Source organism: Aquimarina rhodophyticola, from assembly GCF_042434915.1.
Lineage (GTDB): Bacteria > Bacteroidota > Bacteroidia > Flavobacteriales > Flavobacteriaceae > Aquimarina.
Map to the genome: position 1 here is coordinate 2893852 of NZ_CP170198.1, position 14796 is coordinate 2908647.

Annotated in this window: 8 protein-coding genes; 3 read left to right on the forward strand and 5 right to left on the reverse strand. The window is 34.1% G+C overall.

The window, feature by feature from the left end; all coding sequences use genetic code 11:
* Both ACE939_RS12535 and ACE939_RS12540 read left to right on the forward strand, forming a co-directional pair.
* Positions 1–3603: a M1 family aminopeptidase gene (locus ACE939_RS12535; RefSeq protein WP_378185930.1), complete on the forward strand. Its 3603-nt coding sequence runs from the start codon at positions 1–3 to the stop codon at positions 3601–3603.
* A gap of 173 nt (positions 3604–3776) precedes the next feature.
* Positions 3777–5273, forward strand: coding sequence for a carboxypeptidase-like regulatory domain-containing protein (locus tag ACE939_RS12540; protein ID WP_378185931.1), 1497 nt, complete (start codon positions 3777–3779; stop codon positions 5271–5273).
* A 507-nt stretch (positions 5274–5780) separates the two neighbouring features.
* Here the strand turns inward: ACE939_RS12540 and ACE939_RS12545 are convergent.
* Positions 5781–8984 carry a M36 family metallopeptidase gene (locus tag ACE939_RS12545; protein ID WP_378185932.1) on the reverse strand — a complete coding sequence of 1068 codons (3204 nt, stop codon included), beginning with the start codon at positions 8982–8984 and terminating at the stop codon, positions 5781–5783.
* Positions 8985–10102: 1118 nt separating this feature from the next.
* On the opposite strand from ACE939_RS12545, the gene ACE939_RS12550 reads away from it, so the two are divergent.
* A complete protein-coding gene (locus ACE939_RS12550; protein ID WP_378185933.1) occupies positions 10103–11365 on the forward strand; it encodes an Ig-like domain-containing protein in 1263 nt (420 codons plus the stop codon).
* 174 nt (positions 11366–11539) lie between these two features.
* On the opposite strand, the gene hemF is transcribed toward ACE939_RS12550, so the two are convergent.
* Genes hemF through hemE form a run of 4 tightly spaced genes read right to left on the reverse strand, consistent with a single transcriptional unit; the run spans position 11540 to position 14767 of the window.
* Positions 11540–12442: an oxygen-dependent coproporphyrinogen oxidase gene (gene hemF / locus ACE939_RS12555; protein WP_378185934.1), complete on the reverse strand. Its 903-nt coding sequence runs from the start codon at positions 12440–12442 to the stop codon at positions 11540–11542.
* A 15-nt stretch (positions 12443–12457) separates the two neighbouring features.
* Complete coding sequence (locus ACE939_RS12560) at positions 12458–13243, reverse strand: EI24 domain-containing protein (RefSeq protein WP_378185935.1); 786 nt, start codon at positions 13241–13243, stop codon at positions 12458–12460.
* Between the two features lie 10 nt (positions 13244–13253).
* Positions 13254–13742 (reverse strand): DUF6973 domain-containing protein, encoded by a 489-nt coding sequence (locus ACE939_RS12565; protein ID WP_378185936.1) that lies wholly within the window; start codon positions 13740–13742, stop codon positions 13254–13256.
* Entirely contained in the window at positions 13742–14767 is a 1026-nt protein-coding gene (gene hemE / locus ACE939_RS12570) for a uroporphyrinogen decarboxylase (protein ID WP_378185937.1), read from the reverse strand. Before hemE ends, ACE939_RS12565 begins: the two co-directional genes overlap by 1 nt.
* Between the last annotated feature and the right edge of the window lie 29 nt (positions 14768–14796).

Consider the following 14796-nt stretch of genomic DNA (forward strand, 5'->3'; position numbering starts at 1 on the left):
ATGAAAGAAATATTAAATTTTGAACTGCACTATCGATTAAGCAGACCCGCTACTTGGATTTATTTTACCTTGGGACTATTGATTGCTACCCTACTTGCTGTTTTTGAACAATCTGGAACGGCCGAATATGTTAATAGCCCAAATAATATTACGAGTATACTGGTACCTGTTTCGGTTATAGCCATTTTCTTTTATGCTGCAATAATGGGCGTGCCTGTTTACAGAGACGCCGAACATAAAACGGCAGAGACGTACTTTACTTTTCCTATTAACCCAAAATCCTATATCTTAGGTCGTTTTTTGGGGAGTTATCTAATCGCTTCCTTAGTTAATGTCGGAATTGTAGTAGGTGCTATGCTGGGATTTGGAATCGGTGCTTTTTTAGATCGTCCAGATTTTGGAACTTATACCGCTTTTAGCTTTAGCTCCTATATTTTACCGTATCTTTTTATTTTACAAAGCAACGCGTTACTAATTGGTGCATTATTTTTTGGCTTAATGGCTTTTTTTAAGAAAATGCCAATCATTTATTTGGGTGGAATTATTCTATTTCTGTTGTATAACATTTCTGGAGACTTACTTTCTAATCTTGACAACCAATGGTTAAGTGTTTACTTAGATCCCTTTGGGGGAAGGGTTTTTAGTTTAGTGAAAAAATATTGGTCTATTAATGAGCTTAACACCAATTCGCTACCGCTTTACGGTAAGTTTTTATTTAACAGAGTGCTATGGCTTAGCATTGCAATCATCCTATTTTTAATCACTTTATTTAAATTTGATTACAAGAAATTTTTAACATCGTCAAAACAAAAACAACACAAGCAGTTAACCCCATTAGTTACAAAAAATAGACCATTGATTTCTCAGGAATTCAATGCAGCACATGAAAATCGTAATTTACTTTCACTAAGCAAGATTGAAATTCTCTCTATTATAAAAGATCCAATTTTTCTAATTCTTTTGATCATAGGGATTCTAGTAGCTTTATTCACAGTATTTAAAGGAAACGAAACTTATGGTACGCCCAACTTGCCGCTAACCCGTTATGTCATTATGTATATTTCTGGAGGCTTATCTTTATTATCTATAATTATTCTGGTAATTTATGCCGGAGAGGCAGTACACCGAACTCGTAATAATAAAACCTTTGTGTTTTATGACGCGCTTCCTATAAGCAATAATAGTCTTTATTATTCAAAAGTTATCGCATTAATAAGTACTGCCACATTGCTTACTCTACTAAATATCGTTGTTGCAGTATTGTATCAAACTATCAACGGTTATTTTACCTATGAATTAGGAATGCAGTTTGTTTATAATTTTGCTATGATTTTCCCTGGATTCATTATGACTATACTCCTTGCCTTTTTTATTCATGTATTAGTTAATAATAAGTTTTTAGGTCATTTTGTAGTAATCGCTTTATACATTGGATTACCCTTATTGGTTACGCTAGCTTTTAAAAGCAATAATCCAATGTTAATATTTACTGGAGCAACCTCTTTTTTTATAAGTGATCTCAACGGTTTTGGTCATTATTTGACAGGCATATTTTGGCTTAATTTGTATTGGATATTGGCGACGCTTATTTTAATGATATTGGGTAAGTTGTTTTGGACAAGAGGCTTTACAGCTTCATTTAAGGAAAGGTGTCACCTTGCAATAAAACGTTTAAAAACACCCACAAAGTTGTCACTCAGTATCATAATATCAATATTTATAGCTGTTGCAGGATATACTTATTACAATTTAAAAGTCCTCAATACCATACATGCAAGTACTTATGCAGATAAAACTGGTGCCCAAGCAGAAAAAAAGTATGCAAAGTATATAGATCAATTACATCCTGTGGTAACCGACCTCAAAGCATTTATAGATATTTATCCAAACGAAAGAAACATCGAGGCAAGAGGTGAATTTATAATTACAAACCCAGATCTTGTCAAATCAATCGACACCTTGTTACTTGAAATGCAATATCCAAATATGCACACAAAACTAAAAAGAGTAGTATATAATGGAGTTGAACTTGAACCTGTATATAAAGACTCAATCTATCGATTATTTTTGTACAAACTTCCCGAAGCTTTGATACCGTCGACTGATGCTAAATTAACTATTGAAGTGAATGCCGAAACCCGAGGATTTGCAAATGAAATGGAAACACAAGTACTCAACAATGGTTCTTTTTTAAATAATCAGATATTTCCTAGATTTCATTATGACCGTAGCGTGATTGATAATGGCGTACGTAGGAAGTATAATTTGGATAAATTGGATTATATTTTACCTCCACGGTCAGACGCTGCAGCAGTTAAAAAGAATTTATTTAATGAAGATGCCAACTATATTAACTTTGAGGCTACAGTGAGTACCTCTTCTGATCAAATTGCTATAGCTCCAGGTAAATTAAAGCGAAAATGGATCGAAAATGATCGTGCTTTTTATCATTACCAACTTGAATCAAAAACTAATTTATTTTTTAATGTGGTATCGGCAAAATATGATGTCGAACAATCCGAATGGGTAGCCCCTAGTGGTAAAAAAGTGATGATTGAAATTTATCATTCTCCAAAACATAAAAAAAACCTAAAACATTTTATTGAAGGCGCAAAAGTAGCACTACACTATTGTTCAGCAAATTTTATGGAATATCCCAATAGTGTTTTACGAATTGTTGAATTTCCCGCACATTCGGTGTTTGCACAATCCTTTGCTACCACAATACCTTACTCAGAAAACTTTGGTTTTGCTGCAGATTTTGACAGAGCCGAAGATTTTAACTACGCATTTAGAATTACTACACACGAGGTAGCACATCAATGGTGGGGACACTTAGTTACACCAAGCAAAACGTCTGGAGCTAATATAATTTCTGAAACTTTATCAGAATATACATCATTGATGACCATGAAACAGAAATATGGTGAAAATGGAATAAAAAACTTCTTGAAATATTCTCTAGATGATTATTTGCGTAGTAGATCTTTTAGTTTTAAACCAGAACGTACCTTACTTAATGTAGAAACAGGTCAGCATATTTGGTATCGTAAGGGTTCTATGATTATGTACCATTTGCAAGATGTTATTGGTGAGGAAAAAATGAATACTGCTTTAAAAAAATTCTCAGATGAATTCAAATATTATAATAAAAAAATATATCCCACATCACAAGATTTGTATAATGCTATTAGAGAAATAACACCCGATTCGTTAAAGTATTTGGTAGATGATGGATTTAATGAAATTGTACTCTATGAAAACCGAGTAAACTCGGCGAGCACAGAAAAACAAAAAGATGCTTCATTTAAAACAACTGTAACCGTGACATCAAAAAAGATCTACTATAACGATTCTGGCAAAGAAAAATACGTAGATTCAACCGCAAACTATATAGAAATTGGTCTTTTTGGTGAAGACATTAAAGATACCCTGGATGTAACATTAAAGAATCCGTACTATCTAGAGCGAAAATGGTTACAGCCTGGTGATAATACTTTTACAATCTATACAAAAGAAAAACCGCTACGCGCTGGGATTGATCCTTATAACAAATTGATCGATCGAGACTCTGAGGATAATTTGAAGAGCATTGAAGAATAACGTCTTTACATAAGCTATGACCAATCATAGCTTATTTAATACGTAAACTAAAACTGTGATAAGAATGCGCTTTATTATCACAGTTTTTAAATAAATAGAACCTTTGTAATAAGTTAGCGTATTAAACGTCTTATAAAGATATTATATTAGACATTTTAGTAAATCAAGTACTTATGCGATTATATACGCTTTTATTTGTAAGCTTTATAGGCTTATACAACACTAGTTATGCCCAAAGCACTGTTTATACTGTAGTGGATCAAACAACTAAGCTACCCATTCCTTATGCTACGGTTCAAACTTCAAAAAATCAAGGCGTATATGCTAATGACGAAGGTCGTTTTAGTATTTCCTCTGAAGAGTATACTAAAGCTATAGACTCTCTTTATATAACATCAATGGGTTATGAAGAAGCTAAACTTGTTCTTTCTAAAATTACCGATACCATAATTTATTTACAACCTAAAACCATCGCCTTAGAAGGGGCTTTTGTATCGAATAAAGCATTAACAGTAGATGAAATTATCGAACAAGTTAAAGACAACTTAGAACAAAACTACGGACCTACACTAAGTCAAAAGCGCTTTTTTTTGAGAATCTCGGATCTTGGCAAAGTACGACGTATAAATATCGATTTTAAAAAATCTACAATAGAAGCCTTTGACAAGAAATTTTTGGATAGTGTCGTAACCATGTTACCAAAAAAGTCAGAGTTTTATAGTGAAATACTCGGCGATTACTATAAAAACATAAGTGATGAAAAACTCACTATAATCAAGGCAGCAAAACTTTATGATAAAAACAATCAAGGTTCGATCGAAGCTTTGGGCAAGAAAGTAGAACAAATATTTAAAGAAAATGTTAAACCAAATTCTTATTTAAAAATTAAATCGGGTTTCTTTTTTGGAACTAAAGTACAAGTGGATTCGATTTTAAAAGTAAGTGATGATGCTAAACAGGTAAAAACGGAGCTAGAAAAGCAAGATGTTAACAAAGCTTATGTGACTGATCAAAAAGAAACCATTACTTCCTTAATTAGTAATACCCTCTATGACGAGAACTCCAAACTAAATATAATACACAAATCTGGACGCTATGATTTTGAATTAGTAGACTACTCTACAATAAATGAGAATAGTGTGTATGTTGTTAAATTTACACCTGGTCGAAGAGCAGATTTTAAAGGTACTTTATATATCAATACACAAGATTTTGCAATTATGCGTGTGGATTATGAAAACACAAAAACATTAAAAAGTTTTGGCCTGTTGGGCATTGATTATAAAGAGAATGTATACAAAGGAAAAACCATTTTTTCAAAAGGGAAAGATTCTAAATACCATATTAAGTTTTTGCAAAAATATCAGGGGAACACATTTGGTATTGATCGTCCCCTCAAGATAATTGAAAAGAATAAATATGTTAGCGGAAAGCGTAAGCAAAATGAACTCTCTCTAGGCATCGATGTGGGTATGACACATTTGATAAAGACAGAACTAGTAATCTATAACAATGCTCCCATTAGTAAAACAGCCTATCAAAAAATTAAAGAAGACTATACCATCGAACCTCAATATCTGTCCAAATATAATCCTGATTTCTGGAATGGATATACAATCATGGAGCCTAATACTGCCATACGCAGTTTTGAGGCCAAAGATGGATTGTAGCATGTTGGTTTTTTGTTATTTTAACAGATAACTACTTTTTGTACTTAATACTATATTTTCAACTATATCCTTTGGATAGTAACCACAAAACCAAATATAATTCACCAGCGACTCGTTTACAGAAAATGGAGATAGTATGAATATAGTAAGAAGAGATGTTGCCAAAAAAGTGTTTATTCGAATAAGCGCGGGATAATTAAACGCAAAAGGAAAAGGATATTAAATAAAAAACTTCTAAATATAGGCTTACCGATACTTTTTTACACAAAGTGATAATACGCATAGAGCACATTAATTAAGTAGTAAACGATGAAAACATATCAGTTTAAGGACACCCAAAACAGTATGCTTTTTAAAATTATAGTGCAGCTCTGATTCGTTTCAGGTATACCAAACCATGTGATAGCTACTTCTAAAATCATTTTTTTGTCAATTTAAATCGTTGTAAAAGCAAAGAAGACCGTCTCAAAAGACGGTCTTCTTAAAAATTTACGTTTATACGTATAGTTATTCGATTACAAAACGTTTCGTTTCTCCATCAACTTTAAGTATATACATACCAGTATCAAGATTCCCTACATTAATAGTTTTACTACCTGCTAATGTCCCTTGTGCTACTACTTGTCCAACTACATTCAAAATTGAATAAGCATTATTAGCGCGCATAGTATTTTTCATCGCAATTTGTAAAACTCCTCCTCTTTTAAGTGGATTTGGAGAGATTGTGAAAGAAGAAACACTTTCTTCATCCTCATTTCCGTAAATCGGAGTTTTTGGTCCGAAATCTGCTACTACAGCGGCAGCTCCATCACAAGATCCTTCATAAATCTTAACATTAGTAAAGGTTGAATTATTCCCTGATCCAGCATCATTATCATTAACGAATACTAATCGATCCATGGCACCTGTATAGAAACTACCTACAGGAATTACGTAGGTTGTGGTACCGCTAGTATAGTTGTCGTAATTAGTTATTCCGTAATTTTGAGTACCATGAACTTTTATAACTCTTGTAGAAGTTAAGGTGTTATCATTTTCAAAGGCAATTCCATGAATTTCTCCTTCAGAAGTACTATTAAAGTCGAACTCTATGACAGTATTTGCAGTTACTGTATAATTAAGAGCAATATACTTCCAAGTATTATTGGATAACGATAATCCACTACCAGAATTTACGATGGAGAAATTACCTGCCGAATCCTGAGTAGCAAACGAAGTTATACTAAAGTTATTGAAATTAACTGAATCACATGACGGTTCTGGATTAACTATTCCATTAGAAATACGTAGATCATCTATACTCACATCACCTTGCCAGCTACTACCTGTAACTGTATTAAGACGCAATTGAACACTAGCATTTCTTGCGTATGCAGAAAGATCTACATTAGCTACATTCCAGTCTGTTCCTTGTGCTCCAGTTCTACTAAATACACTTGTCCAGTTTCCTGTGTTTTCTGTTCTAGCTTCTACGGTAAAAGTACCTACAGCACTACCAACCATATGATATTGAAAACTCAATACTGGAGAAGTCAAACCGCTAAAATCTAAACAAGGAGAATTTAAGATCGCTCTTTTAGTAGGAAATCCAGTTCCATCTCCAGAAGCTTCAACATAAATATAAGAATTACCATTGATAGCACCACTAGGTCCTGTACCGTCAGAAGGTGTACCGTTAGCGTTAACTGTCCAGTTTAAATCATCTCCAGAAGCTTGAGACCAAGCACCTATGTTCCCTTCAAAACTTTCGTTGTATGGGAACGAGGTTATGTCACCAGAACACTCATCACCACCTGGTCCAGGTCCGCCACCATCACAAGGATTAACAAATGATACTGTTTGATCTGTTTGTTGGTTGCTACCTCCATTATTATTTTCATCTGCATCTTGACCTACGCCACGCTCAGCAAATGCTTTCCAGATTATACATGAGTACTGACCTCCATATAAATCTTGATCTGCCTGAAGAATACCATCTCTACCTGAAACGAACCCAGGGTTATTTGCTGTGTTTTTCAAACCTTCAATTACTAAAGCCATGGCTATATTATTACCCCCAGTTCCGTTATAAAAATCAGGATCAAATCCTTCAGCATCTATTAATCCCCAAGTCATATCCCATAGGATTGTAGCGAATGCGTATCCAACTCCATGAGGTCTTGCTAATCCACCGATATCTGCATAGTCTGTATTGTTTACAGATCTATCTATAGAGTATGGGGTAGGACGTATACCATCACCATTTGTTGGCTGATTTAAGGCATAGGTACCTATTCCTCTAGAATCAGTTCCAGAATCACCCGCTTTCATTGTAAGCATTAGTCCAAACCAGTCTGACCATCCTTCACCCATTTGCTCAGAACCGCCTAAAGTATTAGAAGAAGGTCCACCTACTAGTCTTATTGAAATACCATGACCATATTCGTGAGCGATGATTCCATTATCCAAATCTCCATCTCTATCAGGATTTGGACTTGTCCAAAGAAACATTTGCATTCTAGGATTACCTCCATCACCTGGAGTAGAAAAGTTTGCGTTATTACTACCGCTTCCATCTTGTGCATCTGCATTTACAGAATCGCCACCTGCACCACCTTTTCCATAGTTGTTTTCTTGAAAATTTCCACTTGCTTCATCAAAACCATATTGATAAAATACATCATGCATGATATTATTCCAATAGAAAAGATTTGTTATAGCTGCATCATCATAAGATGCAGGCGCTTGAGTAAGATTTAATGGAAAATTAAAATCTAAACTTGATCCCCCATCTGGAGAAAATCCTGTTCCATTATTTCCATTTCTATCTTCCTGAGCCCATACATTATTACCTCTAGTAATTGTATATTCTGCTCCAGCGCTACCATTGGTATCATGCCATCCATATGGAGATGCATTAGAGTTAGCGGGATTCGTTACTACAGAACGATTTCCATGACTAGGACTCTCTATAGGCATTGCATATACATTATACGAATCTGGAGCAAGAGCTGCGGTTGCTTCTGCTTTGGTTGGTACTGTAGGAATATCCTTGTGCCCTAGTGCAGGTTCTTTATGATTGTGAGTTTCGTGATCTGGCGTACCAAAATTACAAGTAATCACCCAATCTTCTGTGTGCAAAATTTCACCTGTGACCGCATCTACATTAGCATTCCACCAATGTTGACCATCTTTTTGGTATAAACTAACACGCCATGTTAATACAAGTTCATCATCTTGTTGAATATAAACTTGTTTTGCCTCTATCGGTTCTAATGCAATCCCAGAATCTTCATAAACAAAACCATTATTGGATCTGTTCATTGATCTTGATAATTTGGGCGAGCCAAGTTTATGTGCCTTTGCTACATTCATAATAGCAGACTCTGCAGAAAGAGAACTTCTAGCAGAGGATGCTTTGGTTTTTAAACCTTTTACAAATTGATCTATTTCCCAAGTTACTTGATCACCATTCTTTACCGTAAGCTTATAGGTTGCATACTGTATTGGGATTCCTTGGTAATACTGCTGTATATAAACGTGCTGTATCGCAGGATTTAAAGAAGGAACGATATTGGTTACTTTCCACTCTGACACATCTTCTGCTGTCAAAGCCGATTTAGCGGTCGCGCTATTGAAATGATTTTTTACAACACCATCCATAACGCTTTGCGCGAACATTGTTTGTCCTACAAATAGAAATAATAAGACAAAGGAGTACATTTTTTTCATATATATAAATATTTGAGTTTGTGTTAACTAAAATTAACAAAATAAATAACATCTTATACTCAAATACAAAATCACTACATATTATTTATAGATTTTGCTGTTTTTTTGAATTTTTCGCAAAACTTAGACAATCATCAATAGTATGTAGCTAAACTATCTGCTAACCCATATAAACACTAGAATTCTTAAAGTTAATTTAACATGATTATTAAGTAGGCCTGATAATCAAAAGAATGACTATCCCTTTTTCTGATTACGGGATATCTGTAGAATTTTTTTTTTACTTTTTTTTGAAAAAACTTTTTTTACAGTAGGTTACGAATACATTTGTTTATCAATATCCCAAAAAGATTAAACAACTTATTCTACAACAAACCAATTTGTAATAAAATAATGATGTTCTTGAATAATAAAATTACTACTTTAACTCAAGACATGTTCAAATTTTCTCTTATTAAAAATACGAGAAATTAGATATTATTTGATCCCTTAAATGTGGTTATGCTATAGATTGGAATAGCTTATAATTAATGGTGACAGCGTATCGCGTTTGCAAGCAATGAGCTTAGCTAGAAGCTAACATAAAATTACCCGCCATAACTCATAATACAGGTAAATTATTATGGTTATCCACAAAAATTAACCATAAAACAATTAATTGGTGTATTTATAGCCTTTGAAACCATAGATTAAAATACGATTTAAAAAGCTACTGAAATTATTGACAAACTCACAACTTTATGAAACTTTCCTATATTTAGATTAAGGTTTAATCAAATGTATAATATCCCTGTGTGATCAGGAACCATTGTGGTTTCAATTCATACAACAAAATAAAATTACTGCATTCTAGAGTAGATAAGCAAACTTGTCAACTTATAAGATTAGATAACTCTACTTTACTAACAAAAAAAGTTTTTAATCTTATAATTAGGTAATTCATCTACACTAAACTCTACTACGATTTTAAGACGTATTCATTAAATTTTTAAAATTTATAGTCTATTTTTTTTGGAGTAACTTATATGTTAATAGTATATTAGAAGGATTATTATCAAATATTCTTAAACCCTACACTATCTTATCTCGATTACAGAAGATAGTTTAACCTTCTTATTATGAAAAACATAGCTCTTAAAATCACCGTTTTTTTTAGTTTATTACTACTATGCTCATCGTGTTCTAAAGATGACGAAGTTAACTTATCAACAATTGAAGTAGCTAAAATAAACTTGACTGCAAAGAACTCTACACTTTCTGTGGGAGAGTCCTTACAAGTTAAAGCCGTTATTACTCCAGAAAACGCCAGTAGATTATCAGTAATTTGGAGTAGTAGCAATGCTGAGATAGCAAGTGTAGACACTAACGGTCTCGTTACTGGTCATACTCCAGGGAAAGTTTCTATCAACGCAACAACAAGCAATCCATCCCAAGCGGCTCAAAGCATTGAATTAACAGTCTTAAATACAACTAATTCGATTACTTCTTTCAATGTGGAAGGTACCGAAGGTGTAATTAAAGGTTCTGATATCGTGGTTACCTTACCAGCCGCAAGTGCAGTGGACCTTACCAATATACTACCAACGATTGTTCACTCTGGTATAAGTACTGAACCAGCAAATAATGTAGCGCAAGACTTTACCAAACCTGTGACCTATGCAGTAATAGCTCAAAATGGAGATAAAAAGCAATATCAAGTAACTGTAAATATACCTAACGCCAAAGAAAGAGAAGCACTTATTGAACTTTATAAAGCAAATCCAGAAAACACTTTAAACAGTTGGGATATAGAGAATCCAACCTCACATATTAGTACTTGGGATGGCGTAACGTTAGATGATAACAACAATATTATCGAATTAGAGTTGAAAAGAAAAAATTTGACTAGTATTCCAGAATCGATTGGTAATCTTACCAAGTTATCAACCCTAAGCCTGGCACAAAATCAATTGACTAGTATGCCTAACTCAATTACAGAACTTGTAAATTTAAAAGGTCTGGATTTATATGGAAATAAATTTGACAATATCGTTACGCTAATCGACAATCTATTAAGCTTAAGTCTTTTACAATCTTTGGATATAGGCGCGAATAAAGTAACTGATATACCCGAATCTATTGGAAACCTTACACCTTTAAAATATTTATATTTTGATCAAAACCAATTAACCAATATTCCTTCAACTATAGGTGATCTTTCCAATTTAATAGAGTTATTTATAGATAGTAATAAATTAACTAGTGTTCCCGAATCTTTTGGAAATCTAAGGAATTTACAGTCATTGTTTCTGGATAGTAATCAAATGAATAGTATCCCAAAAGTTCTTTGTGATTTAGAAAATCTTCAGCTTGTTAAGGATGAAGGCGTAATTTGTATATAGCATTTTTTTCAATAGTTGCTATAAAAATCAACACCTCGAGGAAAGAATCTCGAGGTGTTGATTTTTATAATCTATTTATTATAACTATTAAAACGCATACCTAATAATTAGCATTTATATAGTTTTAAATAAGAATTTTAAAATCCTAAAAGTATACCCTACTATCCAGTCACATCAAACCCAATTAATAGGATTTTTGAGTACCTCAACTAATCTAGCCTCTTCACTACCCGGGTTTGGATGGTGATTATAATGCCATTGTACTCGAGGCGGTAAACTCATCAAAATACTTTCAATCCGTCCGTTAGTTTTAAGGCCAAACAAGGTTCCTTTATCATGAACTAAATTAAATTCGACATAACGTCCTCTGCGTACTTCCTGCCAATCTCTTTGATCAGTAGTATATGACAACCCTTTACGTCGTTGCACGATTGGCACATATGCTTCTAGAAAACTATCCCCTACCGTGGTTACAAAATCATACCAATGTTTCATAGACATAGTATCTGTAGCTTTGCAGTAGTCAAAAAATAATCCACCAACACCTCGACCTTCATTTCGATGTGGGTTATAAAAATAGGTGTCGCATTTCTTTTTATATTCTGGATAAAAACCTGGATTATGAGCATCACAAGCTGCTTTACAAACTGCATGAAAGTGAATGGCATCCTCATCAAACAAATAGTAAGGCGTTAGGTCCTGTCCCCCACCAAACCAACTATCTACAATAGCTCCAGATTTATCATACATTTCAAAATACCTCCAATTAGCGTGTACAGTTGGAACCATCGGATTTTTTGGATGTAAAACTAATGACAATCCACACGCAAAAAAATCAAGATCTCCTACTTTAAAATAAGCTTGCATGGCGGGTGGTAAGGCTCCGTGAACACCAGAGATATTAACTCCTCCTTTTTCAAAAATTGCTCCATTTTCAATAACTCGAGTACGACCACCTCCTCCTTCAGGACGTTGCCAGAGGTCTTCTTTGAAAGTAGCTATACCATCCAGTTGCTCTAGAGTTTTCGTTATTTTATCTTGTAATTCTTCTATATATTGATAAAAACGTTCTTTCATCTTCTTAATAATATCTTACTCTAATTGATTTTGTTGTAGCACCGTAGCATTTAGTTTAATCAAACCCTCTTTTTGTAATAATTTGATCATCTCTGTAGTAGCTGCAACTACTGCTATTGGAAGCGTAATAATAAATCCTAAAATAGGTATAAATAACATCGTAATAAAGACAACACCATTACCAATAGCAATTCCCCGATTTCTTTTTACAAAGTGTAGGCTTTCTTTGTAACCAAAGTGCCGTTCCATAGTATAATCCATATTACCAAAACCTATATAATAAGATTGTATGATAAAAATTAAGAAAGTACCTAGTATCCCTATGATGGGTATAAAACTTAGAATAAGCAAGGGAATCATAAAGAGTAATTCCTTTAATAAATTTCTCATATTAATTCGCAATCCTCGGATTAACTGAGCTGCAAAAGAAGTTTTGCGATGTTTATGACCAACAGTTCCTGTGATATAGGCTTCAATTTTCTCGGAGACTGGACTCATAAAAGGTGCTGATAATCCCATAACCACATGTTTATACAGGATTAATCCAAGTGCAAAAACCAAAAATCCACCGATCACAGTGCTTATTGTTAAAAAACTTTCTGCGCCCCACTCCCATAACCAAGCTTTTGCAATAAATCTACCAATAGGCGCTGATGCAATATATGCCGTGGTAAAAAATAAAATTCCAGTAAAAACACTAATAAGAATAGGTACGAAAAAATATTTCCATAGCTTCAATTTTGACAACAAGTTTAAGGCATTACCATAAGCTGAAATTCCGCTAAAAATCTGTTTAATCATTTAATTTACTTTAGGAAGCTATATACACTAGTTCTTTTTCAAAGTTAGCAATATTTTCGATATTTGATACATACCTAGCCTGATGAGCCATTGTATCAGTAATCGTAATTAGTTCTTCCTTGGCACTATCAAAATATTGTTCAAACACAAGACGTCCAATAGCATTATTATGTAGATCCATTGCCATATCTAAACTATTATTAGGTGCAATTTGTTCATGTAGATCTGTTATTCGTTTTGCCCAATCTACAGCCTTCTCAATGCTCTTAGAGTGTCGATATGCTTTTCTACATAAAAGTATGTTCCATATAGCATGCCTAAATGCATTAGCCTTACCACTTTTATGGTGTAAAGTACCGTACCGCTGGTTGCAAATTTTTAAGGTTTCCTGTGTTGCTTTTAGGGTTGGAAATATATACAAAGGATACCGTATCATCAAGCATGATAAACGTAGCATTTGACGCAAATTAAATCCACTAATAAGTTCCCATGCGGTCATTAAGCACCATACTCTTTTACAGCATCTACAAATGCACGTGCATTTGCTACCGGAATATTTGGTAAGATTCCATGTCCTAGATTAGCGATATATCGATCCTTACCAAATTCATTAATCATTTGAGTTACCATTTTTTTTATTTCGCTCGGTGGCGAAAGTAAACGTGATGGATCAAAATTACCTTGTAAAGTAATATTTCCACCTGTCAAATATCTAGCATTTCTTGGTGAGCATGTCCAGTCTACCCCTAAGGCTGCTGCACCAGATTTTGCCATGTCCTGTAAAGCAAACCAACAGCCCTTACCAAACACTATAACCTGCGTTTCATCCTTAAGCGCATCAATTATCTGCTTGATATATTGCCATGAAAATTCGTTATAATCTGTTGGACTTAACATACCTCCCCAACTATCAAAGACTTGTACCGCATTCACACCACTAGCAACTTTAGCTTTTAGATAAGCAATAGTCGTATCGGTTATTTTTTGTAAAAGTGCATGTGCTGCGGTGGGTTGCGTAAAGCAAAACTCTTTGGCTTTATCAAAATTTTTAGAACCTTGTCCCTGTACAGCATAACACAAAATTGTCCAAGGCGAACCCGCAAAACCGATCAACGGAACGCGATTATTTAATCGTTCTTTGGTCATTTTTATAGCATCCATTACATACCCTAACTCCTCATAAACATCGGGAACCACCACCTGATCCACATCTTTTACAGATCGAATTGGATTAGGTAACCAAGGTCCTATGCCGTCTTTCATCAAAACCTCGATGTTCATCGCTTGCGGAATCACCAAAATATCACTAAAAAGTATTGCAGCATCAGGCCCTATAATGTCGATTGGTTGTACTGTAATTTCTGAAGCTAATTCGGGAGTACGACAACGAGTAAAGAAATCATATTTTTTCTTTATTGCCATAAATTCTGGTAAATAACGACCTGCTTGTCGCATCATCCACACAGGTGGTCGTGAAACGGTTTCTCCTTTTAATGCTTTTAGAAATAAATCATTCTCTATCATAACGTACTGTTTCCGATGGGATCGGTGGT